The following is a 25,421-nucleotide window of genomic DNA, read 5'->3' as shown; positions in this document are numbered from 1 at the left end:
TGACGGTAAGCGTGGCGTCCTCGGATGGACGAGGCGGCGTTAAATGTGGAGCTGGTTTTGAATAATCCAACTATAAAAAAGCACTTGATCTACACGATCGGATTAACCGCACTGGCTGCGCTGGTGGTCGGATGTGGCACTGACAAGCCGCCGCTACAGAAGCGAGCGGAACTGCCCCCGGCCCCGGAGATTGCTTCAGGTTATAGATCCGGTATGGCGCCTGTGTATGCACAGCGGCACATGGCGGCATCCGCTAACCCGTTGGCCACTGAGGCTGGCCAGGAGATGCTCCGAAAAGGGGGGGCGGCGATCGATGCAGCGATCGCGATGCAGGCAGTGCTCAGCTTGGTAGAACCACAAGCCAGCGGCATCGGTGGTGGTGCCTTCATCATGTATTGGGATGGAAAGCGGGCGCAGGCGTACGACGGGCGCGAGAGCGCGCCAGGCGGTGCTCATAATCGTATCTTCTTGAAGCCGGACGGCACTCCGATGGCTTTCACCGAAGCTCAGATAGGGGGGCGGTCTGTAGGTGTACCTGGAGTGCTGCGTGCGCTGGAAATGGCTCACCAGCAACACGGGAAACTCCCTTGGCGCGATTTGTTTCAACCTGCAATCAAGCTGGCCCGTGAGGGCTTTCCCGTTTCCAAGCGCTTGAGTGCGCAGATTGCGGCAGATAAGTTCATTGTCGAATCTCCCGACCTCGCGAAGTACTTCCTGACCGCAGAGGGCAAACCATTACCTGTCGGGTTCCGGCTCAAAAATCCGGCCCTTGCCGAGACGCTGACAGCGATCGCTAATCAGGGCGCCGATGCCTTCTATCATGGTGCCAATGCGCGGGCCATTGTTGAGAAGGTCAATGGGCACAAGACTGCAGGGACATTGTCGCTTAATGACCTCAGCACATATCAGGCCAAGGAGAGAGAGCCTGTCTGCGGCGCTTACAAAGCCTGGAACGTATGCGGTATGCCGCCTCCGTCATCTGGGGGCGTTGCTGTCCTGCAGACGCTGAGCATCCTCGAAGCTCTCCAGCGTAAGTCTCCAGCGCTTGATCTTGCGAAAATGCTGCCGCAACAAACTGATGCTGGAGCCGAACCCACCGCACAGGCAGTTCATCTGGTCGCAGAAGCCGAGCGCCTAGCGTATGCAGACCGTGCGCTGTACCTCGCGGATCCAGACTATGTGCCGGTCAATGTCTGGGGACTTACCAACAAGGGTTATCTCTCGGATCGGTCATCGCTGGTCAGCGACACGAGCATGGGCGTCGCAACTGCAGGCGTTCCACCTGGGATGAACACGGTATTAGCTCCAGATCGGTCACCCTTGCGAATATCAACCTCGCAAATTGCAGCAGTGGACGATCACGGGGGCGCAATTTCCATGACGACATCGGTGGAGGCCGCCTTTGGTTCACACATCATGGTCAATGGCTTCGTACTCAACAACCAGCTGACCGATTTCTCGTTCATTCCCAGCGAGAATGGCAAACCCGTGGCTAACCGGGTCGAGCCAGGTAAAAGGCCTCGTTCTTCCATGGCGCCGACCCTGGTCTTCGAGAGTGAAAGTGGGAAGCTGATTGCCACCGTGGGTTCGCCCGGTGGTTCCCAAATCATCGAGTACGTGAACAAGGCGCTGGTTGGCATGCTGGACTGGAATCTCAACCCGCAGGACGCTATCAACCTTCCAAATTTCGGAAGTCGTAACGTGGGCACTGAGGTGGAGTCAGGTATGGTCAGTAGTACTCTGGTTCAGCAACTGAAGGATCGGGGACATGACGTGACACCTGTTGAGATGACGAGTGGCACCCAGATCATTCGTAGACATGGGAATGGGTGGGTGGCAGGTGCAGACCCACGTCGTGAAGGAACTGCGCTGGGCGATTGATCCTGCAACTGATGATTGATGCCTGATTGGAAGAGGCTTGGTGAATTACCACCAGGCCTCTTCTTTTTAGGTTGCTGACTGAACTCGGTCAGTCAGGTATGTAGCTTGCAGATCGTATGGGCGCATCGCAGACGGGCTGTCCAGATCAACCTCAGCGAGGCCGCTGTCGCCATATCTAAGAGTCATTTGACTTCGGTTTTCGAACCATCCCTATGCCATTCGTAAACCACGAAGCTGAAGTCCTTCAGATCACCCTTGTCATCGAATGCCAGCTGGCCAGCAGGCGTGTCGAACGTGTTCGCGCGCATGGCTGAGGCGACTTTCGACGGATCATCTTCGCCTGCGAGCTTCAAGCCGTCGGCAATAACCTGCACCGCCGCATAAGCTGGGAAGACGAAAGGCCCGGTAGGATCTTGCTTGTGTTCTTTAAATTCAGCGACCAAGTTCTCATTCTTCGGATCTTGGTCGAAAGTTTTGGGCAAAGTGACCAGCAGGCCTTCAGACGCCTCCCCGGCGATAGCAGAAAGCTCCTTGTTGCCGGCGCCCTCCGGGCCCATGAAGCGGGCTTTCAGGCCTTTCTCTGCCGACTGACGCAGTAGGAGGCCCAGCTCGGGGTGATAGCCGCCGTAGTAGACAAAATCCACGCCTTCTTTTTTCATCTTGGTCACGATTGATGAGAAGTCGCGGTCACCAGCGTTCAGGCCTTCGAACAGCACCACATTTTGACCCTTGGTCAACAACTCCTGACGAAATGCGGACGCAATGCCCTCGCCGTATTGCTGCTTGTCGTGGAGCACGGCAACTGCTTTCGGCTTTACGGTGTCAGCTACATACCGAGCGGCGATCGGTGCCTGCATGTTGTCCAGGCCGATTGTGCGGAAGACAAGCTCGTAGCCCTGGGCGGTGATTTCAGGGCTAGTGGCGGTAGGCGTTACCATCAGGATCCCTTCATCCTCGTAGATGCCCGATGCGGGTTGCGTTGAACTGGAGCAGGTGTGGCCTACCACGTAGTGGATACCATCGTTGACGATCTTGTTAGCCACAGCAACGGCCTGCTTGGGATCACAGGCGTCGTCATACACTACACCTTCGAGTTCAGAGCCATTCACCCCACCGGCCTTGTTGATCTGTTCGATGGCCATCTTGCTGCCCATGAAAACCATGTCGCCATACTGAGCGACCGCACCCGTTACAGGGCCAACTAGGGCGATCCTGATTGGGTCAGCGGAATGAGCTTGGCTTGCGCAGATGCTCAACAGCGCAGCAGAGATAGCGCCGATCATTTTCGAGCGTTTAAAGTTTTCTTGTTTTGCGGGCATGAAAATATCCATGTGTAGTAGTGGTTGGTTGGACTTTTTTTGTGTTATTGCGAGACGGGCCTAACTTGTACGTTGTGTTTGTGCTGAGAAAGATCTGATCTTGCTTCGGAATGCCCCTGGGGTCGTGCCGACTTTTTGCTTGAATAGCCTACAAAACGAGCTGGTGTCTGTGTATCCAACCAGGGCGGCTATGGATTCAACGCTTAAATCACCTTCGCGAAGTAGCTCTTGTGCTGTGGCTATTCGAAGTCCTTGTAGATAAACGAGGGGGGACTGCTCCAGTGATTGCTGGAATCTACGAATCAAAGTTCGCTCACTAACACCCAGTGAAGCGGATAGTCGAGATATCTTGATTTCTGTCCTATAATTTTTTTGCAAGTAATGTTGTGCTTTATGCACAAGTGAGTCGGTATGAAGACGATCTGCCAAGAAAGGAATATAGGGGGTGTGCTTGGTTTGGCTAGTGTCTATCAGTAGCGTTTTTGCGCATTGTGAGGCAACTGTCGCTCCGGCAAAGGTCTCTATGATCTGGAGTGCTTGCAATAAGTAGGAAGCAGATGCGCCTGCACAGAGGATCTTGTCATGCTCAGTGAGAACAGGCTCCAAATCCAAAGTTACCTTTGGGTATCGAGTTCGGAACTGCTCAGCGAGCCACCACGTGGTTGTGGCAGTTTTCCCAGCGAGCAGCCCGGATTCTGCCAGTATGAAGGTGCCTGTGCAGCACGAAACCAGATAGGAGCCTGCATACCATTGATCTTGGAGCCACGAGTAAAGCATGCCTTGGTCAGCTAGTAACTTCCCGAAAGGTTTGCTGCCCGCGTAAAAGGCGCCGGGGACAAAAACGATATCGAATTTGTCGGATTTTGATATCTTCTGTGTAGAGACCTGAACCCCGTTACAGGTAGTAATTTGTCCGCCTTCAAGTGAGACAAAGTTCCATTCGAACTTTTTGGTGGGGGCGGTTTGATACATGCTCAAGTGAGCATTCGCTACATGGAGTAAGTCCGCGTAGCCGCCAATAATTGAAAGGTAGCTACCGTTGTAGACGACGATTGCTGCCCGAGGCATCAGAGAGTAGCCTCAATGATTAGTGCTCTAGGTTGAAGTCGGAAAGTTAGCATGGCTCCCCTCCATGATCAGGCTGCTTTGTTCCGCTAGATACTATCCATGCTGTATCCAAGTGGTGCTAGTCACAGTGCTATTGATTATTTTTGGGTACAGTTCAGGCTGTTGCTAATTAAGATGAGGGGCTGCTAGGCGATTGCTGTAAATCGTGTGAAGGGCAGCGCCGGCTGTCCTATTTCGCATAAAATGTGGCGATTCTGACCATGTACGAATAGCTGGCTCGGCTCAAGAATAGAGATGTTCCGTGAAAGGGGTACAGCTTTTTACATGTCCGCGAAACCAACTCGCGGCTTTCACTCAGTTGAAGCGAGACTTTATGGATATATGGAGAGAGGCTCCTTAAGCATTTTGTGCTTTTCGGATTTATTAGTGGTGCTTTGACTTTAGGGTCATGGTCATCAGAATAAGATGAGTGGTTTAGTTGTACTTTTCTTGCCTATCGCTTGGCTTGGCGGGAGTTTCACTCGCCAGGTTAATTTTAACTAAAATAAAGGTATAGCGGTTATGGAGCTTGAACGACTCGATAAAACGGCAGAGTTGCACCGTGGCTTGAGTAATCGGCATGTTCAGTTGATCTCGATTGGTGGCGCGATAGGGACAGGATTGTTCATGGGCGCAGGTAAAACCATCAGCCTATCCGGGACGTCGATTCTTCTGACGTATGCAATCATAGGGTTTTTTATCTTCTTCGTAATGCGTGCGATGGGGGAAGTCCTATTGTCCAATACCGAGTACAGGTCGTTCTCGGATTTCTGTGCGCACTACCTGGGGGCTTGGGCCGGTTTCTTCGTCAGTTGGTCGTACTGGCTAATGTGGGTGGTGGGTACCATTGCTGACTGTGTAGTGGTGGGGGGGTACTTGCAGTTCTGGTATCCGGATCTCCCTACCTGGATACCCGCCTTGGGTGTTCTTGCTGTCCTGCTGACGTTGAACCTGTTTGCTGTTCGGGTCTTTGGCGAGATGGAGTTTTGGTTTGCTTTGATCAAAGTTGTTGCTATTGGTGCATTGATTGCGACCGGGGTGGTGATGATCGCGACTTCTTTTGTATCACCATCTGGTGTTGAGGCTTCGCTGACTCACGTAATAGACCGAAATGCTTTCCTGCCGCATGGTATTGCCGGATTCTTTGCTGGCTTCCAGATTGCGGCCTTCTCATTTGTAGGTATTGAACTGATCGGGACGACGGCAGCGGAAACTAAAAATCCTGAGAGAACACTGCCTAAAGCTATCAATGCAGTACCTTTCCGGATTCTATTTTTCTATATCCTCTCAATCACCTGCATTATCTCCGTCTCCTCTTGGGGTGGAATCGCAGCCGATAAAAGTCCATTCGTGCAGCTGTTTTTGATGGCTGGTTTACCAGCAGCCGCAGCCATCATCAATATGGTCGTTATCAGCTCTGCGATGTCTTCGGCGAACAGCGGGGTTTTCGCAACTAGCCGCATGCTGTTTGGTATGAGCTCAAAAGGGAAGGGGGCAGCGATTTTCCGATATCTTTCTAAATCCTCTGTACCATACGTTGCTGTGCTGTTTTCAACTGGTTGCATGCTCCTGGGGCTACTGATGCTCTTTGTTGTTCCTGAGGTCATGAAGGCTTTCACCATTCTTTCCACTGTAACGGCAATATTGTGCATCTTCATCTGGTCGATGATTGTTGCAGCTTATCTGGTGTACCGTAAGCGCGATCCTCATCTCCATCAGGCATCCATGTTCAAAATGCCTGCAGGGATATTTATGAGCTGGGCTTGCTTGGTCTTTTTCAGCTTCGTCATCCTCTTGATGTCCTTTGAAAAGGACACCGCAACAGCCTTGGCAGCGATGCCAATCTGGTTTGTCGTCTTAGCAATTCTCTACCGGCTTCAGTTTTCGAAACGAAGCGTGTCTGTCATGCCAGTCGAAGGCGTGAACTAAGGTCGAGACGAAGCGGAGATACCCGGCAAGGCCATGCTCTCTGTGGCTCTTGCCTGGGTTTCGCTTTAAGATGCTCCGCGAAAATTCTTGTTCAGGATTTCCCAGGAATGAGCTCTCGCGGCTTTGTACCCCTCTACAAACAGCTCGCCGATGAGATCGCCGAGGCGATCTCTACTGGGCGTCTACCGGTTGGCACGAGCATGCCCTCGCTTCGCGACTGTGCGTCTCATAATCGACTCAGCATGAACACTGTTGTTGCCGCGTATCGATTACTGGAGGATCAAGGGCTCATCGCTTCGCGTCCACAATCAGGTTTTGAGGTGAGTGGTGTCCTCCCCGAGCTAGATTGCCCATTAGAGCCGCAGGTGACACCTGTCAGCGCCGATTCTGAAAGCGATCTTCTGTCCCAGATGCTGAAAGCGCATCAGCGCCCATCCAGTATCGACTTGGCGTTTGCCAGTCCTCGTGGGAAACGCTTTTTTCCAAGTGAGGCATTGGCCAAGCTAACTCGCACCGTTCTGCAGAATCAGCGATACCTGGTGGCTTCCTACGTGTTGCCGCCTGGTTCTCAGCTCCTGCGATACGAGATCGTCCGTCGTTCCGTTCGCCTCGGCATGTCGTTTGAGGCTGAAAATATCTGCCTGACACACGGTACCACTGAAGCCTTGCAGTTAGCGCTTCGCGTCGTGGCACGCCCCGGTGACGCTATCGGTATTGAGGCGCCAAGCTACTTCAACCTCTACCCGTTACTGCATAGCCTCGGGCTCAAGGGGATCGAGATTCCGACGCATCCACGCACTGGGTTCGTCATGGCCGACGTTGAAGCGTTACTGGCTGATAAGACCTTGGCAGCTATTGTCTGTATGCCCACCGTCCAAAACCCGCTCGGCTATACCATGCCGATCGAGCACAAGCGACGACTTGCGGAATTGGCGGCGTTCCATCAAGTGCCAGTGATCGAAGACAGCATTTACGCCGAGCTCCAGTTCACAGAGCCCCTCCAGCCAACGCTGAAATCTTTCGACAAGGATGGATGGGTGCTGGTGTGCGGTGGTTTCTCGAAGACTTTGGCACCTGACTACCGCGTTGGCTGGTTGGAAGCCGGCAGATTCACTAAATCAGTACAGCGACTCAAGTTCTGCTCCAGTGCATCGGAGTCGATGATTTTGTGTGAAACGATAGGACTATTCCTGAAGAATGGTGGGTACGAGCGCCATTTGAAAACATTGCGCCGCTTGTACCAGGTTCAGATCGGTTCTGTAAGGAGTTTGATCTCCCGCCATTTTCCAGCGGGGACGCGGGCTACCCAACCTCAGGGTGGATTTGTGCTATGGATTGAGCTACCCGAGTCCGTGGACAGCATGCTGTTGGCCCAGGATGCGCTGTCACACGATATTGTGATTATGCCTGGTCATCTGTATTCGAAGGGCGAACGATTCCAGAACTGCATCCGTTTGACCTGCTGCCAAGAGGTGGACGACCGCTTCACTGGCGCGGTGGCGAAGCTAGGGGAGTTGGCATGCAACCTGGCGAAACGCTCAAGCACTTCAACTGTACCCAGTCTACGATCTGTTAACTGAATCTATACACCTTCCTTCACTCTTCGTATCGTCCCGAGTGGCCTGCCCCGGGTAGCGGGGGCTGGTGCACCTCGTCTTTAGCCCAGTCAATATCACCGGGTCGATATCATGAGCGACTCTGAAAACAAGAAAGCATGGTGCTCCGCCGATGACGTGCAGTCTCCCCGGCAAGCATTGGCTTTGGCACTTCGCGCGGCTGAGTATTTCGGGATCGCTGGGCCTACAACTGCATGCTTCACCGCGTTGGTGCCTGGCAGGTCTGATGCCCTGCTGATGTGCGCCTCAACCAGTTGGGCAGGCGTTACAGCAGATCATGTTGTGGCAGCTGGGCCGGGGCACTCGTATGCGCAGCAAGGGCAGAACTTCGATCAGCGCATGGTTCAAGCCCATTTAGGCATGCATGCGGTATCCGGAAAGTCTTGGGTGCTTCACCTCTTCTCGCCACACATCGTTGAATCGCTGAGCGGGTGTGGCCAGGGCGGTATTGATGCCTTGGGGCGGTTTTCGCGAAGGGCGGGCGAGAGGACTTTCAAGCACTGGCGGTATGGTGATGCGAGCAACGTCTACGCGGCAGGAGGCAATTCGTCTGTGGCCATTGAAGCGACAGAAATTCTGATGCTAGGGCAGTTGGGGATTGCGGTATGCTCCGACTCTATCCAGCATGCATTTGACGATTTGTTTTACCTGGAGCGCACTGTCTTGGCGGATCATCTCCTCAGGGCTTCCGATTGCGAGCCTGCCGTGGTGTCCGCGCAATTGTCTTCGCTGCTGGTTGCCCAATTCGAGGCGCAGCGTTCTCTTTTCAGTGTCAGGCCATCCCAATCCGGTACTGTCATTCATGCCGAAATCGCTATGCTCAAGCCGACCGGATCCTTCTGACTGTACCCATAAAATCGGATAAGTACTGCGTCTGTATCCTGAAAAATCTGCCCCCTATACTCAGAGCTCGTTGATGTTCTCTACAGGGTGTGCCGAATATGAAACAGGTTGGCTTTAAGCAAGTCGATGTTTTCACCTCCAAGCGCTACAAGGGCAACCCTGTGGCTGTCGTGCTTCAGGCGGATGACCTGACTGACGAGCAGATGCAGCAGATCGCTCACTGGACGAATCTGTCTGAAACCACGTTTGTCATCGCCAAGACCCAAGCGGAAGCGGACTACCGGGTTCGTATTTTTACTCCTGGGTCGGAGCTTCCTTTTGCAGGCCACCCAACCATTGGTACCGCGCATGCGCTCATCGAGGCGGGCCTGGTCACTCCGAAAAACGGTGTGCTGATCCAGGAGTGCGGTGCAGGTCTCATCAAGCTGGACGTCAAGGTAGACGCCAGCGGAAGTCAGCAGATCGCCTTCGAGCTGCCCACCCCAAAGATTTCACCTCTCGATGATGGGCAAGTCGATCGCCTGGAAGCGAGCCTGGGTACTCCTATTTTGCGCGAGTTCACCCCTTGTTTGGTTGACGTCGGTGCTCGTTGGGTTGTCGCCCAATTGGTCAGTGCGGAAGCCGTGCTCCAGAACCGCCCAGCACTGGAGCCGATGAAGGTGGACAACCTTGAGGCCAAAGCCACCGGTGTCATCATTTTTGGTGAGTACAAAGATGAAGGCCCTGCTGATGTGGAAGTGAGGGCGTATGCGCCTGCATGCGGGGTAAGTGAAGACCCAGTTTGCGGCAGCGGCAATGGCGCCATGGCGGCGTTCATTCGACACACGGGCCAGACCGGATACTTCGGGGAAAGCGTGCAAGCCAGTCAAGGTTTGATCCTGGGGCGTGCCGGTACCATTCATCTCAATATTCAAGATCAGACGATCAGGGTTGGCGGCGAGGCGGTCACCTGCATCGACGGCTCTATCACCTTGGCATGAGCGAAGCGGGGAGGTGTCGCTCCCCACATTTTGAAATCGGTCATATCCAGTCAACGTTCTGGTCGTGGAGGCTGTAGTGATTACCACAGAGTTAATCGATGTTCATCCTGAAGTTGCGGCGGCTTTGAGTGAGAACCGTCCAGTGGTTGCTCTGGAGTCATCGATTATCTCCTACGGTGCGCAATGGCCGAGCAACGTTGATATCGCCCTGGAGTTGGAGGCCGAAGTCCTCAGCCACGGCGCAACACCTGCCATCTGCGCGATCATCGATGGTCGAATCAAGGTCGGTCTTAGTCGTGATGAGTTAGACCGTTTGGGGAAGCTGGGGGGCGAGGCTCCCAAGGTAAGTCGCCGTGACATCGCAATCTTGATTGCCTCGGGCGGAACAGGATCTACAACCATCGCGGCGACCATGATCATTGCCCACCTGGCGGGCATTCGAGTGTTCTCCGCTGGTGGTTTGGGCGGTGTGCATCGAGGGGCTTCAGAAAGCTTTGATATCTCCCCGGATCTTCAAGAGCTTTCCTGCACGCCCGTTGCGGTTGTCTGCGCCGGCATCAAGTCAATCCTTGATGTCCGGCTGACTCTTGAGTACCTGGAAACGCACGGGGTACCAATCATTGGGTATCGCACCACCTTGTTACCGGGCTTCTACTGCCGCGACAGCGACTTCGACGTCGATGTGCGCTTCGATGATGCTCACCGGATAGCCAAGGTCATGCGGGTGAACGCTGAGCTAAATCTGGGCACAGGGTTGGTGATCGCTAACCCGATCCCTCAGCAATATGCGTTACCGAGAGAGCCAATCGAACGAGCGATTGAGCAAGCGCTCGCGAAGGCAGAAATCGATGGCATATCGGGCAAAGCGCTAACCCCCTATCTGGTCTCCCACATTCGTAGCTTGACTGGCGGCACGAGCGAGGCGAGCAGGCAGATGAACCTTAGTAACGCCAGGCTTGCGGCAGAAATTGCAGTGGCCTACGCACGCAGTTAATCACGTCACGTTTCAGCCGAACGGCTGCATGTTTGACGCGTTGACCAGCTTTCAAGGGATGATTTCAAAATGAGTCTGCAGTCTGTCAAAGCATTTCTTGCGCACCACTCTCCAGATGTGGAGGTTTTTGAGCTTCAGGCTAGCACGGCGACCGTAGCCCAAGCAGCCCAGGCGCTGGAGGTCGAGCCAGGACAGATCGCCAAGTCGCTGTCCCTGCGTGTAGGTGAAGAAGTGATTGTTCTAGTAGTTCGGGGTGACGCTCGTTTGGACAATCGCAAGTACAAGCAACAGTTTGGCGTGAAGGCGCGCATGCTCGAAGCGGAAGAGGTGGAGCGTCAGACTGGCCATCCGATCGGAGGCGTATCACCCCTGGGCCTTTGCCAGCCTCTGCGAGTTTTCTGCGATCACTCGCTTAAAGACTTCGATGTTGTCTTCCCGGCTGGGGGCGCTACGAACTCTGCGGTACGAATTGAGCCAGCTCGTCTAGCCGCTTTAGTCGATGCTCAGTGGGTCGATGTCGTCCAGCGGTGACTCTCTGTTGAATCTCTTATCAGGTTAAACCTCAACTACCAACCTCCAGCTTAAAGGACGAACCATGAAGAGTATACGAATTCTAACCGTAGGTATGTTGGCAATTTTAGCCGCTACTACCGCGTCTGCTGAAACTAAATTTTTGAACTCCGGAAAAGTGGTGAAGGGCGATCTTCCGTTCTCCGAAGCCGTACAAGTTGATAAGGTTCTTTATCTGTCTGGGCAGGTTGGCTTGGTTGCTGACACCCAAAAACTGGCTCCGGGCGGGATCGAGGCCGAAACCCGGCAGACGATGGACAACATAAAGACGGTTGTGGAAGCTCATGGATATTCTATGGGTGATGTCGTCAAGTGTACGGTGTTCCTTGCTGACTTAAAGGAATGGCCTGCTTTCAACGATATTTACAAAGGTTACTTCAAGCCTAAGCACTACCCGGCGAGGAGTGCTGTCCAAGTTAGCGGCCTTGCGCTGGGCTCGCGAGTGGAAGTTGAGTGCATGGCTGTCAAGTCCTGAGCTGATTGGGTTCGAGGGGCGGCCGAAAGCCGGAGACCGAAAGCTGTCCTCAAATGTCCATTTTTCTTCGCACTGTAGTCAATTCAGGCAGGCGTAGCATTCTTGCAAGTTTCTTACGCACTCCGATGTAACACCCAGCGAAATTTTAGCGAATAACATTGTTTGGCGGTGAGCTGGCGCCGCTTCATTGTGGTTGTCGAACATTCTGAGAGGATTAGTATGTCAAGCAAACAAGAGCTTATTACTGCGGCTGCCCAGCGCTTGTGGGATGCAGAGAAAGAGCGCGTGCCATGCAGCCCAATTCGTGACCTCATTGGCGAAAAAGATATTGAACTCGCTTACGCGATCCAACAGCACAATATTGCCCGTGAGTTGGAGCGAGGGCGCCGGATCTCGGGGCGGAAGATTGGTATTACCGCTAAAACTGTCCAGCAGCAGTTAAACGTGTTTGAACCAGACTTTGGTGCAATCTTCGCTGACATGGAAATCGGCCATGGTGGGGTAGTGCCTACTAATCGACTGATACGCCCTAAAGTCGAGGCTGAGATCATGATTGTGCTCAACCGTGACCTTGATCATGAGATGGTCACTTTCAGCGACATTATCCGAGCTACGGACTTTGCAGTTGCTTCCTTGGAAATTGTGGATTGCCGGCTGCAAGACTGGGATATCCGAATCACTGACACGGTTGCTGATAACGCGGCAGCGGCCATGTATGTGGTAGGCGCATCACCGAAACCGATTCTCGACGTTGATCTGGCCAACTGCTCGATGACCATGCACCGAAACGGTGAGCTGGTATCCGAGGGGCGCGGTGAACTCTGCATGGGGCATCCCATCAACGCTGCAGTTTGGCTCGCACGCTCGTTGTACAAGCTTGGTACCCCCTTGCGTGCAGGTGACGCGATTCTGACCGGCGCACTCGGCCCGATGGTGAGTGCCGAAGCAGGGGATCGCTTTGAAGCTCGCATCGAAGGGCTGGGCAGCGTCTCCGTTGAGTTCGGGCGATAAGCCCTGAACCTTGGTTTTCACCATAAAAATTACTTACAGAGGACTGTGACGATGCAATCGATCGACTTGCGTTTGGAAGAGCTTGGTATCGAACTCCCAACTGCCCCACCAGCGGCGGGCTCCTATGTCGGCAGTGTCCGTGCAGGCAATCTCGTGTTTCTCTCGGGTCAGGGCCCTCTCGTAGGCCGTGACGTCAAGTATGTGGGATGTGTCGGCTCCGATCTCACTGAAGACCAAGGGCGCGAAGCCGCGCGCCTCACTGGCTTGAATGCCTTGGCTGTTCTGAAAGCCGAACTCGGTTCGCTTGATCGAGTGAAGCGCATCGTCAAGGTACTGGCTTGGGTGCGAAGCGCACCTGGTTTCCAGCAACAGCCCTCGATCGTCAACGGATATTCGCAGCTCATGCTCGATGTCTTTGGCGAGAAGGGCGTCCACGCACGAAGTGCTCTCTCGGCCCACGAGCTGGCCTTCGGGATGGCGTTTGAAGCCGAGATGGTTGTTGAGATTTATCCGGAGTAACAGCTGCAAACGCTGCGCGAACTACGCAGCGTTTGTTTCCCGGCATGGCACGTCACTAGCGGATGAAAAGAGAGGCTTGAGATGAGCAGCAAAAACGAATTCAAGCGCGCGCTGGCCGAAGGCAGACCGCAAATTGGCATATGGTCAACGCTTCCTTACCCCTACATCTCCGAGCTGATTGCGGGCTGCGGATATGACTGGATGCTGCTTGACACAGAGCACACCCCAACCGAAGTCACCATGATGATGCACCAACTGCAAGCGGTTGACGCTGCAGCAGCCAACAACAGTCATCGCACTCATTCGGTCGTCAGGCCCGCCTGGAACGACACCGTGCTCATCAAGCGCTACCTGGATATCGGCGCAAAAACCCTTCTCCTGCCATTTGTCCAGAATGCGGAAGAAGCAAAAGCAGCTGTGGCCGCAACTCGGTATGCCCCTAATGGCGTGCGCGGGATGGGAGGTGCGACGCGGGCCTCTGATTTTGGCCGTGCGCCAAACTATGCCCTGACCGCTGACCAGGATATGTGCGTTCTCGTTCAAATCGAAACCGCATCCGCTCTGGAGAAGCTCGAAGAGATCGCTTCTGTAGAAGGTGTTGATGGCGTTTTTATTGGCCCAGCTGATTTGTCGGCAAGCATGGGGTACGCAGAAAATCCCCGCCATCCAGCTGTCGATGCTGCCATCAATGATGCTATCCGTCGTATCAAGGCGTGCGGGAAAGCCCCTGGCATCTTGATGATCGATCCTGTCCGCGCGAAAGAATGCCTGGATCTGGGAGCTTTGTTTGTTGCCGTAGCAATCGATCTCCTCGCCCTCAGGGGCAAGCTTGAAGAAACGGTAGGGGTGTTCAAGAGCGATCGATCGTCGTCAGCGCCGACTGGCTCGTACTGAAACCCATGTTCATTCAACGTCAACGGTGCTGCAAGACGTTCAAATGAGGTGGGGCACTTTGGTACGAGCGCAGTGAGCAGGCGAGCCAGTCCTTGAAGGGCTAGCTCGCCAGGTCATCAACTTCAACCCAGGTTTTGATAGCGCTCGGCAGGCTCGGTGGTCGCAAACCCTGGCAGCATTGATTGGCGAGCCAAAGAGTAGGTTTCCCACTGGGACTGGTCGTGAAGAGGAGGAATGGTGATGCTCTCTTTGCGATCAAAACCCACCAACGCAGCATCGACCAATTTCCCGACCTCCATCAGCGGCGGTCGGAATTCCTCTGGCAGCCCAGACCGCTGCCAAATCTCTGTGGCTGTTGCGGCAGGCAGGACTGCTTGCACGTAAACGCCCTTCGGCGCCAGCTCTTGACTCAACCCCTGTGACAGGAAAAGCACGAAAGCTTTCGTGGCACCGTAAACGGACACGCCAAACTCTGGCGCAAGCCCGACGACCGAGCTGATGTTCACGATGGCTCCTGAGCCGGCCTGGGCGAGCCTGGGTGCAATCGCACTTGCCAGGCGAGTAGGTGCGACGGTGTTCAAGCTGATCAATTGCTCGATATCGTCGGTCGTCTGATCCACGAAGCTTCCCATCAAGCTCGCTCCGGCGTTGTTGATGAGTACGCCGATCTGAGCGTCCTCCCGCAAGCGTTTCTCAACAGCTGCGAGTTCGTCCGGCTGGGTGAGGTCGGCGCGGAGTATCTCTGCAGTGATCCCATTCTCGCGCTCAAGCTCATGGGCGAGAGCTTCGAGTCTCGTTGCATCCCGAGCGACCAGTACAAGGTTGTGGCCACGGCGGGCAAATCGATCTGCGTAGGTTGCCCCGATGCCAGAGGAGGCGCCGGTAATGAGAACGGTTGGTCTTACGGTCATGAGTTAATCACTCCTGAATACGGGGATTTTTCGACGTTTTTTCCTGAATGTGTTGGCGGACTACACCTGCTTACCAACACCTACAGAGAACGCAAATCTATGATGATGACCATAATCAAAACGGTCAAGGTGTTTGATTGTGATCATCATCAATGTATGCTGGCCAGTGAGAATGCTTGGTGAAGGAGGGAAGAAATGAGGGTCACCAAAGCGCAGTCGCTGGAGAATCGCCAGCGTGTGGTCACCACCGCATCAGAGCTGTTTCGTGAGCGAGGCTTTGACGGCGTTGGTATTGCTGACCTTATGTCAGCGGCTGGCCTCACCCATGGTGGGTTCTACAAGCATTTCGAATCGAAAAGTGACCTCATGGCACTGGCTTCGGCGTGTGGGATTTCCCAGGTTGCAGAGGCTGCCGATGGTGCGTCTGCAGTGGATTTCGTCTCGCACTACGTGTCTCGTAAACACCGTGATGCGCCAGGTCAGGGCTGTACGCTGGCCTCCCTGGGCGCTGACGCTGCTCGGCAGGATGCTCAGGTGAAGGCCGTCTTCAACCAAGGCGTCGAGCAGTTGGCTACGGTACTTGCGAACGAAGGCAGGGTGAGCGAACTCGAAGATGGTGCTTCCCAGCGGGCAAAGATGCTCAGTGTTATCGCCCATTGCGTAGGAGCAGTAATTCTGTCTCGTGCTTGTCCCGACGACTCCCAGATTGCAGACGAAATTCTGGATGCTTGTCGTAAAGAGATTCTGAATTCTCTCGAGTGACTTGAAGCTGCTTGTTCCCTCAAGGCAGGCAAAGAATGCTGAGGCTGAATTTTATTGAGCCTTGCTTGAAAACGGATCGTTTGTCACCAAAGTCCCCGACCGAGACCATGACGCCACCCCAAACAATAACCAGAGGTGGTAATCGTGGAATCGGTACTCAAACTTGACCCAACTGCAGGCGGCAAGAAACGCATTTCGATCTATCAGCCTGAACAGGAAGGGCTCATCTTTCCCGAGATCCCTGAGTTCAAGAGCTTCGAAGAAGAGCGCCAGTACCGCAAGAAGCACCTGGTAGCTGCGTGCCGCGCATTCGCTGAGCACAGTCTTGATTACGGTTTCGCCGGCCACCTGACCGTGCGCGACCCGGAGTTCCCCGAGCTGTACTGGACGAACCCGATGGCTGTCCACTTCTCCAAGGTCAAAATGTCCAACCTGATCCTGGCCGATCACAAGGGCAAAGTGGTGCAGGGCGAGTACGCCATCAACCGTGCCGGTTTCGTGCTGCACGCTGCGGTGCACGAAGCGCATCCGGATATCGTTGCCATGTGCCATGCGCACACCATCTACGGTGGTGCCTGGGCCTCGACCGGGCGGCCACTGCTTCCTATCACCCAGGATGCTGCTGTGTTCTTCGAAGACCACGTGGTCATCACTGCTGAAGCCGGTGCCGTCGCGGTGGAGGCCAAGGCAGGTAACGCAGTCTGCGACTACTTCAAGGATGTACGAGCCGCCATTCACCAGAACCACGGCCTGCTGACTGCTAGCCGCCACAGCATCGACGAAGCTGCGTTCTGGTTCATCGCGCTGGAACGTTGCTGCCAGCAGCAACTGCTGATCGAGGCTTCGGGCATCACGCCGAAACTGGTATCGCCGGAGCGCTGCCGCTACAGCCGTGAGAACGTCGGTAGCCCGTTCATTGGCTGGCTGCACTTCCAGGCGCTCTACGACAAGATCGCGGCTGAACAGCCTGACATGTTCTCGTAAGTACTCAGGCGCTGCCCGTCCGGGCGGCGCCTTTTCTTGCTCGCCACACAATAACAATGACTGGAGATAGGCAGATGCCTAATGCTCTTGATGCTGCCTGCGTCCCTGATTCGCGTTCCACCCCGAAAGAGTCAAAGCTGTACGCGCGCTTGACCCTACGACTGATTCCATTTCTCTTTCTTTGCTATGTCTTCGCCTACCTCGATCGGGTGAACGTAGGTTTCGCCAAGCTGCAGATGCTGGACGAACTGAAGTTCAGCGAAACCGTTTATGGGCTGGGGGCAGGGATATTCTTCTTCGGCTATTTCATTTTTGAAGTGCCGAGCAACATGATGCTGCACAAGGTCGGCGCCCGCCGTTGGATCGCTCGCATCATGGTAAGTTGGGGCGTGTTGTCGGCCTGCATGGTATTTGTACAGACACCTGCCATGTTCTACACTCTCAGGTTTTTCTTGGGCGTAGCAGAGGCCGGATTTTTCCCCGGCATCATTTTGTATCTGACCTACTGGTTCCCGTCCTCGCGGCGGGGAAGAATCACCGCGATGTTCCTGACGGGCATTCCGATGGCAGGGGTTTTGGGTGGCCCACTTTCGGGTTGGATCATGTCGACCACCCACGGCTGGCACGGCTTCTCAGCTTGGCAATGGCTGTTCGCGCTCGAAGCAATACCCTCGATCGTCGCTGGATTCGTTGTCCTGGTGTACTTGCGTGACAATCCCGACGATGCCAAGTGGCTCACCCAGGAAGAGAAGGCCATTCTCAAGCGCAACCTTGAGGGAGAGGCCCATTCGCATCACGGACATTCCGCATTCAGCGCTTTCACCAATCTTAAGGTTTGGCTGCTAAGTGCAGGCTACTTCGGTGTGATGATGGGCTTGAATGGGATCACGTTCTGGCTGCCATCGCTCATCAAGAACTCCGGGGTTCAGAGCGCTGCTGAAGTCTCGCTGCTGACCACCATACCGTACGCGTTGGCCACGATTGCGATGGTCATGACTGGGCGACATTCCGACAATGTGTTGGAGCGTCGATGGCATGCGGCGGTGCCGGCAGTGATTGGCGCAATGGGTTTGGTGCTTGCTACTACTACGGAGCAGAACCCTATCCTGACGGTTGCGTTTCTCTCGATCGGAGCCATGGGTGTGATGACTGCCATGAGCCAGTTCTGGTGCTACCCTCCCGCGTTCCTGGGCGGGGTCGCAGCAGCTGCCGGTATCGCGATGATCAACTCCATCGGTAACTTGGCGGGCTTCATAAGCCCTTATCTGATCGGCTGGGTGAAGGATTCCACAGGGTCGACCAGCATCGCGTTGTACTGCATCGCAGCGGCGCTGATTTGTGCTGCAGTGGTCTGCTTATCAATGCCGAAAGGGGTGGTGAACCGCTAGCGAGTTAGAGTCGGAGCTCGTGCTCGATCATGTCTCGTCGAGGCGGGCGTCCACAGACTGGATGAAGGCAGAGAGGCACGGGTTCGAGTTGGTCGTGTTCCAAACCATTCCCAGAGCCAGCTCGGGGGCATCGTCGATCCGTACGAATCGAACTGACTCTGGGTTCGACTTCGACATGGCGGTTGGAATTATAGAGACCCCTAGCCCTTCTCCAACCAGGTTCACGATCGTCCCTTGCAGTTGGGTGTACATCCGAGCACGGGGCTCAAAGCCGTTTTGTCGGCACAGCTGGACGATGCCATCGTGCAGCGCCGATGCAGTGTTGCGGGGGCTCAAGATAAAGGGTTCATCTACAAGGTCTTTAACGGTTACAACCTTCTGGTGCGCCAGGCGGTGATCAGCTGGAACGGCGATGCTCAGCGACTCACGCTGCAACTCCCGGTATTGATACGGAGGCTGAACCGTTGCCTCGAAGGTGAGGCCGATATCGCATTCTCCGGACTCTACGGCTTTCATCAACGCACTTGGAATCAGCTCGCTCAGCTCCAGATTTACGCCAGGAGCGCTATCGGCGTAGGACTTGATCAGCTTGGGCAAACCAGACCAGGCGATCATGGACGTGAATGCGATGCGAAGCGCTCCTTTCTCACCCCGGGCTACGGCCTGGGTGGAGCGAATCGCCGAGTCCATAGCCTGCATGACCAATTGCGCGCTGCGCTGAAACTCTAGGCCAGCCGAGGTCAGTTCAACTGAACGAGAGGTGCGCACAAAGAGCTGGCACCCGAGCTGGGATTCCAAGTCTGCGATCTGACGACTTAAGGAAGGTTGGGTCACGCTAACCTGCGCAGATGCCTTGCCATAATGCAGCAGGTCGGCAAGGGCTAGAAAATAGCGCAAGTGGCGATGCTCGATCATCGATGCTCCAGAGGTATCAATTGGTAGATCCATAGTCATTGGACTGCATTGGTTGGCAATCTTAATCTATGCAAGCCCAAATTCCTTCGCCCCCGTGGAAGTCATGTACACCGTTCTCGCCATCGTTTTACCCATTTTCGCCCTCATCCTCGCTGGATTTATCTGCCGAAAGACGAATCGACTTGGAGACCAAGCCGCCTCCGAGATCAACAAAATGGTGGTGTGGCTCTGCTTACCTGCCTTGCTGTTCAAGGTGACCGCGACCGCTTCATTGGCTGAAATCTGGCAACCTGGTTTCATCATTTCCTTCGGTGCCGGCACCTTGGCAATTTTTGCAGCGACGCTGGCCTGGCGACTGTGCACGGGGCATAGCCTTGCCAGCTCCAGCATCGACGGCTTAAGCGCTGGTTACGCCAATACCGGCTACATTGGCATTCCGCTCTGTGCCATCGTCTTTGGTCATTCAGGACTACAACCCGCGCTCATCTCGACGCTCATTGTGGTGTGTGTCCTGTTCGCGATTGCGGTCATTTGCATTGAGGTCGGCTTGCAGGAGGAGCGGCGCATCGGCAAAGCGATAGCCGTCGTCGTAAAGGCACTCTCGAAAAATCCCTTGGTCATCGCGCCCATCGCAGGTGCTGCCTGGGCCATGACGGGGATTCCGCTGGCTCACCCTGTCCTGAGTTTTCTCGATATGCTGGCAACAGCAACCACGCCCTGTGCGCTAATTTCTCTGGGCCTGTTTCTCGGCCAGAAAACGGTCAAGTCGGCTGCGGGCAAAAGCAGCCCTTGGCCCCTTGTAACCATCAAATTGGTGGGGCAGCCGTTGCTGACGTGGTTCCTCGCGTTCAAGGTGTTCGCGCTTCAATCGATGTGGGCAAATTCTGCCCTGCTGCTCAGTGCGCTTCCGACCGGCACCGGGCCTTTCATGTTGGCAGAGTTTTATCGTCGGGAGGCTGGGCTGATCTCTCGCACCATCCTGATCTCCACCTTGGGTTCCCTGGCGACCCTGACAGGCCTGATGATCTGGATGAATGCTGGGGCGGCAGGCACTTGAAGGGCCTGGCCGTGAATCAATTTTGAGCGGGGAAGGTCGGAGGCTTCACGCCTCGTTGATCTGGCTCATGATCCATTCCTTGAATCGCTCAATCTTCCGGCTGCCTTTCATCGATCCTCGATAGCAGAGGAAATGCATCTCGCGCTGCAGCGGAGGTAAATGCCCGTTCAATACCACCAGCGAGCCTTGGCGCAGCTCATTCTCAGCCAAGCGGGTAGATTCCAAAGCAATACCAAGCCCATCTGCTGCGGCTGAGAGAACGAGAGCCGCGCGGTCGAAGGAGAGCCCTCCCAAGTCCGATCGTTCAGCCACACCCTCGTGTAGGAACCAGTCGCTCCACCGCACAGGACTGAGCTGGGAGTCGATCAGCGATCCAGGCTTGAGCGACCGAGGTTCAAGCGTTTCAGATGCGTCGAAAAAACGCGGTGAGCTCATAGGGGCGATAGTTTCCAAGCCCAAGGGCTCGGAAATTACGCCGACGCGCTGAATCGGCGCACCGTAGGTGATCGCGATGTCGATCTCCTCGTGCCGGGTGAGCTCGGGTGCAGTAGCACTGGAGGTCAAACGGATATGAAGAGGGTTCGGCTCACTCACCAGGCGTGCCAATCGAGGCGAGAGCCATTTGGAAGCAAAGCTAGGTGAGCAATGGACGGCGAGCTGCAGCTGCTCCGCACTGGGCATCCACATCGACAGCGCCGACTCCAAGCCGTCGAGGGCTGTGGTGAGACGCTGAGCGAGGGCACGACCTTGGATCGTTAACTCGACCGAGCGCGGCTGTCTTTTGAACAGCTCCATGCCCAGCGTAGCCTCAAGTTTTCTCACCTGGTGACTGACTGCGGAGGGAGACAAGTGCAATTCGTCAGCAGCAGCGACGAAGCTTTCCAGGCGAGCAGCGGCCTCAAAAGCCTTGATAGCGGCGAAGTTAGGAATCTTTCTCATTATTATTTGATTAGGCTAAATTTAATTCAACCTTGGGTGAAAAGCCTTCGTTTGTCAATCCATACGCCTAAAGTCAACTATGGGTCTCCAACAACAATAAAAGATGAGGTTGGCGTCATGGATCCCTTGCTGCGAATTGAGCCCGCATATAATGAGAAACGCCGCATTTCTGTATATCAACCTGAACAGCAGGGACTGATTTTTCCAGAAGTGCCAGAATTCAAGAGTTTTGAAGAAGAGCGGCAGTATCGCAAGAAACATCTTGTTGCAGCCTGCCGGGCATTTGCAAAGCACAGCCTCGATTACGGTTTCGCCGGTCATCTGACCGTTCGCGATCCAGAGTTTCCGGAGTTGTATTGGACCAACCCGATGGCCGTCCATTTCTCCCAGGTAAAGCTATCCAATCTGATCCTCGCGGATCACGAAGGGAAGGTCGTCCAAGGTGACTACGCAATCAACCGGGCTGGCTTCGTGCTGCACGCTGCTGTCCATGAAGCGCACCCCGATATCGTCGCCATGTGCCATGCGCATACCATCTACGGCGGAGCCTGGTCTGCCACCGGGCGCCCATTGCCGCCCATCACCCAGGACGCAGCGGTGTTCTTCGAAGACCACGTGGTGATCACCGCTGAAGCCGGCGCCGTTGCAGTTGAGGCGAAGGCGGGCAAGTCGGTCAGCGAATACTTCAAGGATGTGCGTGCCGTAATTCACCAAAATCACGGCCTGCTCACGGCCAGCCGGCACAGTATCGATGAGGCGGCATTCTGGTTCATCGCCTTGGAGCGGTGCTGCCAGCAGCAACTGCTGATCGAGGCCAGTGGGATCACGCCCAAGTTGGTGACGCCGGAGCGCTGCCGTTACAGCCGTGAGAATGTGGGTAGCCCCTTCATCGGCTGGCTTCACTTCCAACCCCTCTACGACCAACTCGCGGCAGAACAGCCGGACATGTTCTCCTGACCCACCTCTGCAGCAGCGCCGAACCTGGAACGGCGCTGCTGCACGACCCGCCTACAACAAATACAAAATCATTCGGAGATTGGCATCATGTCTAATGCTCTAGAGGCACCTTATGCCGTCCAGGATTCAGCCGCTGAGTCCCAGTTGTATACCCGTGTAGCCTTGCGACTTATTCCCTTTTTATTTGTTTGCTATGTGTTCGCGTATCTAGATCGCGTGAATATCGGGTTCGCCAAACTTCAGATGCTCGATGAGTTGAAGTTCAGTGAAACCATCTATGGTCTTGGTGCTGGCATATTCTTTCTCGGATACTTCATCTTTGAAGTGCCCAGCAACATCATTCTGCACCGGGTAGGCGCAAGGCGCTGGATTGCCCGGATCATGATCAGTTGGGGCATCCTGTCGGCCAGCATGATCTTCGTTCAGACGCCGATGCAGTTCTACGTTCTGCGCTTTCTGTTGGGTCTCGCCGAGGCAGGTTTCTTCCCCGGCATCATTCTGTACCTCACCTACTGGTTCCCACCGTCTCGCCGAGGCAAGATCACAGCGATGTTCATGACCGGGATCCCTATGGCGGGGGTGGTCGGTGGCCCTCTGTCGGGTTGGATCATGGCCTCCACGCACGGTTGGATGGGGCACTCTGCCTGGCAATGGCTGTTCTTCCTGGAGGCGTTGCCATCTATCATCGCGGGTGTAATCGTGCTGTTCTACCTTCAAGACAAGATCGATGATGCCAAGTGGTTGTCGCCGATCGACAAGGAAACTTTGAAGCGCAACCTGGAAAAAGAGGGTGGAACCAAGGAAGTCCACTCGGTATTCGGCGCATTCAGGAACAAGCGGGTATGGGTGCTCAGCTCGGGTTATTTCGGCTTCATGATGGGGCTATATGGCGTCAGCTTCTGGTTGCCCTCTCTGATCAAAAGCTCAGGTATCCAGGAGGCATCCACGGTCTCTCTGCTGACCACCATCCCGTACGCATTCGCCACGGCTGCAATGATCTACACCGGTCGTAGTGCCGACCGCCACAAGGAGCGCCGGTGGCATGCCGCCTTGCCTGCAATGCTGGGAGCATTCGGCTTGGTGATGAGCACGCTCACAGCCGGCAACCCAACCGTTTCTCTTGTCTTCTTATCATTAGCGACGATGGGAATCATGACCGGGTTATGCCAATTCTGGTGCCTGCCGCCTGCATTCCTGGGAGGAGCGGCAGCAGCTGCCGGCATTGCGATGGTGAACTCTATCGGCAGTCTGGCCGGATTTGTCAGCCCGTACATGATCGGTTGGGTGAAGGATGCGACTTCATCCACCGACCTGGCTCTGTACTGCATCGCTGGGTCTCTGACCTTTGCCGCGTGTATATGCCTTGCGATGCCTAAATCTGTAGTCAACCGTTAGGCCACTCGGAGCGGGTGCCCGGTTTCCCGGGCGCCTGTTTCACGCTTGCGAAAGCAGATGGCCGAGTCGGTCGATCAAGTTTTCTCTCGCCTGTGTTGTATGGACATCAGTCAGCGAACCCGCTGCTTCCACGTCACCCGCCGCAATTGCTTTGGCGATTGCTTCATGCTGATCCCAGATGGCATCGCGTTGGCCAGACGACTGCAGCACTGCACCCATGGCTCGACGCAAATGCACCCAGTAGACCTGCGCACTTTGCGCGATCAGTGGGTTCCCCGAGGCTTCGTAGATCGCGTTGTGGAAGGCCACGTCGGCATCGATCATTTCCTTGATGTTCTTGCCCTGGGACGCCTTGCGACCACGCTTGATCAGCGCAGGATCGAGCGGGACTTTACGGGCCGCCGCCATCTTGGCTGCCAGGTTATCCAAGGCTCCCCGGATCAGGTAAAGGTTGCGGATGGAGTCTGTGGTCAACGGTGTCACCAGCAGACCACGACCTGGAGCGTCCTGAACCAGGCCATCTTTCTTGAGCAACCTCAAGGCTTGAAGAACGGGCGAGCGGGAGATGTTCATCTGCTCGGCGATCTCTTCCTGCGTCAGCCTTGCTCCTGGTGCAAGCGAGCCATCGCTGATTGCGTCGAGCAGGGCTTTGTAGACCTCATCAACGTAGTCAGTGCGTGATTGGATTCGCTTGAGTGTGCTTGTCATTGCTTGACCCTGCCGAGTCTCGGCTTCCTTCAGTGAGAGCTGCATTGTCCACGTTCTCCTCAGACATTCAAATTTTCCTTGACTAGCTCTGAGTGTAGGTCAAGACTGTGAACTCTGTATACAGAGTACAGAGTGCGAAATCCTGAACACAAAAACAAAAGGGTCTCACCGATATGAAGCTGTTCTACGACAAAGATGCCGACCTAAGCCTGCTCCAGGGACTCTGCGTGGCGATCATTGGCTACGGTGCGCAAGGGCATGCGCACGCTCAAAACCTGCGTGACAGTGGAGTCGATGTCATCGTTGGGTTGCGTCAGGGCTCGGCATCGTCCAAAAAGGCACTGGCTGCAGGCCTGGCCGTGAGCACTGTTTCCGAGGCTGTTGCCCAAGCTGACTTGGTGATGATGCTGATCCCTGATGAACTGATCGCCGAGGTCTACCAAGCCCAGGTCGAGCCGCATCTGCGTCGCAACGCGACCCTGGCCTTCGCCCACGGCTTCAACATCCACTATGGGCAGGTCAAATCGCGCGCTGATCTGGACGTCATCATGATCGCGCCGAAGGCGCCGGGGCATACCGTCCGCTCGACATTCCAAGCTGGGCATGGCGTACCCGCTCTCATTGCCGTCGAGCAGAACACATCTGGGCATGCCGTTGAGCTGGCCCTGGCCTATGCGTCAGCCATCGGCTGCGGTAAGGCCGGCATCATCGAAACCAACTTCCGCGAAGAAACCGAGACCGACCTGTTTGGTGAGCAAGCGGTGCTCTGCGGCGGCACTGTCGAGCTCATCAAGCTGGGTTTCGAGACGCTGGTAGAAGGTGGCTACTCGCCTGAACTGGCCTACTTCGAGTGCCTGCACGAGCTCAAGCTGATCGTCGACCTGATCTACGAAGGCGGTATCGGCAACATGAACTACAGCATTTCCAACAACGCCGAATTCGGCGAGTACGTCAGCGGGCCGAGGATCGTGCCTGCTGAAACCAAGGACAGGATGCGCGAGCTGTTGACCAGCATCCAGAACGGCGAATACGCCAAAGATTTCATTCTGGAAAACAAGGCAGGCAATCCTACGCTCACTGCCCGGCGCAGCCTGCTGCAGCGTCACCAGATCGAAGTGGTAGGTGAGCGCTTGCGCGACATGATGCCCTGGATCAAGGCGGGCGCCCTCGTCGACAAATCCATCAACTGACCCCTTAGCGTTTGAAGCAGTACCCGCAGCACCATTGCGTTCGAACAATATGTATACAGAGTACGAATACCGTATCC

General features: G+C 55.1%; 24 protein-coding genes. 18 read left to right on the top strand and 6 right to left on the bottom strand.

The genetic code is table 11. The features are described 5' to 3' along the window. The first annotated feature begins 24 nt into the window (after nt 1-24). Nucleotides 25-1,881, top strand: coding sequence for a gamma-glutamyltransferase (ggt, locus tag N436_RS13530; RefSeq protein WP_110741279.1), 1,857 nt, complete (start codon nt 25-27; stop codon nt 1,879-1,881). Between the two features lie 182 nt (nt 1,882-2,063). On the opposite strand, the gene N436_RS13525 is transcribed toward ggt, so the two are convergent. Further along, the gene (locus N436_RS13525; RefSeq protein WP_177410882.1) at nt 2,064-3,164 is read right to left on the bottom strand and encodes a branched-chain amino acid ABC transporter substrate-binding protein; all 1,101 of its coding nucleotides are present in this window, start codon (nt 3,162-3,164) and stop codon (nt 2,064-2,066) included. Between the two features lie 96 nt (nt 3,165-3,260). Next, on the bottom strand, nt 3,261-4,172 hold the full coding sequence (locus tag N436_RS13520; protein WP_256589960.1) for a GlxA family transcriptional regulator: 912 nt from the start codon (nt 4,170-4,172) through the stop codon (nt 3,261-3,263). Nucleotides 4,173-4,829: 657 nt separating this feature from the next. Here N436_RS13520 and N436_RS13515 point away from each other — a divergent pair. From N436_RS13515 to N436_RS13470, 10 genes are all read left to right on the top strand, one after another. Beyond that, entirely contained in the window at nt 4,830-6,236 is a 1,407-nt protein-coding gene (locus tag N436_RS13515) for an amino acid permease (RefSeq protein ID WP_110741276.1), read from the top strand. Nucleotides 6,237-6,343: 107 nt separating this feature from the next. Further along, nucleotides 6,344-7,816, top strand: coding sequence for a PLP-dependent aminotransferase family protein (locus tag N436_RS13510; RefSeq protein WP_110741275.1), 1,473 nt, complete (start codon nt 6,344-6,346; stop codon nt 7,814-7,816). 108 nt (nt 7,817-7,924) lie between these two features. Continuing rightward, on the top strand, nt 7,925-8,695 hold the full coding sequence (locus N436_RS13505) for a hypothetical protein (RefSeq protein WP_110741274.1): 771 nt from the start codon (nt 7,925-7,927) through the stop codon (nt 8,693-8,695). A 98-nt stretch (nt 8,696-8,793) separates the two neighbouring features. Further along, nucleotides 8,794-9,675, top strand: coding sequence for a PhzF family phenazine biosynthesis protein (locus N436_RS13500; protein WP_110741273.1), 882 nt, complete (start codon nt 8,794-8,796; stop codon nt 9,673-9,675). 76 nt (nt 9,676-9,751) lie between these two features. Continuing rightward, nucleotides 9,752-10,669 (top strand): pseudouridine-5'-phosphate glycosidase, encoded by a 918-nt coding sequence (locus tag N436_RS13495; protein WP_256589955.1) that lies wholly within the window; start codon nt 9,752-9,754, stop codon nt 10,667-10,669. A 69-nt stretch (nt 10,670-10,738) separates the two neighbouring features. After that, complete coding sequence (locus N436_RS13490) at nt 10,739-11,200, top strand: YbaK/EbsC family protein (RefSeq protein ID WP_110741271.1); 462 nt, start codon at nt 10,739-10,741, stop codon at nt 11,198-11,200. Between the two features lie 64 nt (nt 11,201-11,264). Continuing rightward, entirely contained in the window at nt 11,265-11,714 is a 450-nt protein-coding gene (locus N436_RS13485) for a RidA family protein (RefSeq protein ID WP_110741270.1), read from the top strand. Nucleotides 11,715-11,933: 219 nt separating this feature from the next. Beyond that, entirely contained in the window at nt 11,934-12,725 is a 792-nt protein-coding gene (locus tag N436_RS13480) for a 2-keto-4-pentenoate hydratase (RefSeq protein WP_110741269.1), read from the top strand. Nucleotides 12,726-12,776: 51 nt separating this feature from the next. Then, nucleotides 12,777-13,244, top strand: coding sequence for a RidA family protein (locus N436_RS13475; protein ID WP_110741268.1), 468 nt, complete (start codon nt 12,777-12,779; stop codon nt 13,242-13,244). 81 nt (nt 13,245-13,325) lie between these two features. Continuing rightward, the gene (locus N436_RS13470; RefSeq protein ID WP_110741267.1) at nt 13,326-14,138 is read left to right on the top strand and encodes an aldolase/citrate lyase family protein; all 813 of its coding nucleotides are present in this window, start codon (nt 13,326-13,328) and stop codon (nt 14,136-14,138) included. 122 nt (nt 14,139-14,260) lie between these two features. Here the strand turns inward: N436_RS13470 and N436_RS13465 are convergent, their stop codons facing one another. Then, nucleotides 14,261-15,049: an SDR family oxidoreductase gene (locus N436_RS13465; protein ID WP_110741266.1), complete on the bottom strand. Its 789-nt coding sequence runs from the start codon at nt 15,047-15,049 to the stop codon at nt 14,261-14,263. A gap of 195 nt (nt 15,050-15,244) precedes the next feature. Between N436_RS13465 and N436_RS13460 the strand changes: the two genes are divergently transcribed. The 3 genes from N436_RS13460 to N436_RS13450 all read left to right on the top strand — a co-directional run bounded on the left by N436_RS13460 (nt 15,245) and on the right by N436_RS13450 (nt 18,183). Beyond that, entirely contained in the window at nt 15,245-15,811 is a 567-nt protein-coding gene (locus N436_RS13460; RefSeq protein ID WP_110741265.1) for a TetR/AcrR family transcriptional regulator, read from the top strand. Nucleotides 15,812-15,955: 144 nt separating this feature from the next. Then, a complete protein-coding gene (locus N436_RS13455) occupies nt 15,956-16,795 on the top strand; it encodes a class II aldolase/adducin family protein (RefSeq protein WP_110741264.1) in 840 nt (279 codons plus the stop codon). Between the two features lie 74 nt (nt 16,796-16,869). After that, on the top strand, nt 16,870-18,183 hold the full coding sequence (locus N436_RS13450; RefSeq protein ID WP_110741263.1) for an MFS transporter: 1,314 nt from the start codon (nt 16,870-16,872) through the stop codon (nt 18,181-18,183). 27 nt (nt 18,184-18,210) lie between these two features. Here N436_RS13450 and N436_RS13445 read toward each other — a convergent pair whose 3' ends face one another. Continuing rightward, nucleotides 18,211-19,098 (bottom strand): LysR family transcriptional regulator, encoded by an 888-nt coding sequence (locus N436_RS13445; RefSeq protein WP_110741262.1) that lies wholly within the window; start codon nt 19,096-19,098, stop codon nt 18,211-18,213. A 103-nt stretch (nt 19,099-19,201) separates the two neighbouring features. Here N436_RS13445 and N436_RS13440 point away from each other — a divergent pair, with 103 nt between their 5' ends. Further along, the gene (locus N436_RS13440; RefSeq protein WP_110741261.1) at nt 19,202-20,155 is read left to right on the top strand and encodes an AEC family transporter; all 954 of its coding nucleotides are present in this window, start codon (nt 19,202-19,204) and stop codon (nt 20,153-20,155) included. A 45-nt stretch (nt 20,156-20,200) separates the two neighbouring features. On the opposite strand, the gene N436_RS13435 is transcribed toward N436_RS13440, so the two are convergent. After that, the gene (locus N436_RS13435; RefSeq protein WP_110741260.1) at nt 20,201-21,094 is read right to left on the bottom strand and encodes a LysR substrate-binding domain-containing protein; all 894 of its coding nucleotides are present in this window, start codon (nt 21,092-21,094) and stop codon (nt 20,201-20,203) included. Nucleotides 21,095-21,211: 117 nt separating this feature from the next. Between N436_RS13435 and N436_RS13430 the strand changes: the two genes are divergently transcribed. Both N436_RS13430 and N436_RS13425 read left to right on the top strand, forming a co-directional pair. Beyond that, on the top strand, nt 21,212-22,051 hold the full coding sequence (locus tag N436_RS13430) for a class II aldolase/adducin family protein (protein WP_110741259.1): 840 nt from the start codon (nt 21,212-21,214) through the stop codon (nt 22,049-22,051). Between the two features lie 87 nt (nt 22,052-22,138). Continuing rightward, the gene (locus N436_RS13425) at nt 22,139-23,446 is read left to right on the top strand and encodes an MFS transporter (RefSeq protein WP_110741258.1); all 1,308 of its coding nucleotides are present in this window, start codon (nt 22,139-22,141) and stop codon (nt 23,444-23,446) included. Nucleotides 23,447-23,485: 39 nt separating this feature from the next. On the opposite strand, the gene N436_RS13420 is transcribed toward N436_RS13425, so the two are convergent. Further along, nucleotides 23,486-24,199, bottom strand: coding sequence for a GntR family transcriptional regulator (locus tag N436_RS13420; protein ID WP_218277665.1), 714 nt, complete (start codon nt 24,197-24,199; stop codon nt 23,486-23,488). A gap of 128 nt (nt 24,200-24,327) precedes the next feature. Between N436_RS13420 and ilvC the strand changes: the two genes are divergently transcribed. Beyond that, nucleotides 24,328-25,344, top strand: a complete 1,017-nt coding sequence (gene ilvC / locus N436_RS13415) for a ketol-acid reductoisomerase (protein WP_110741257.1) — start codon at nt 24,328-24,330, stop codon at nt 25,342-25,344. The last annotated feature ends 77 nt before the right edge of the window (nt 25,345-25,421 follow it).

The organism is Pseudomonas sp. RV120224-01b, from assembly GCF_003208145.1.
Taxonomy (GTDB): domain Bacteria; phylum Pseudomonadota; class Gammaproteobacteria; order Pseudomonadales; family Pseudomonadaceae; genus Aquipseudomonas; species Aquipseudomonas monteilii.
Note: the sequence above shows the minus strand (reverse complement) of the source record. Positions and strands in the feature narration are given on the sequence as shown.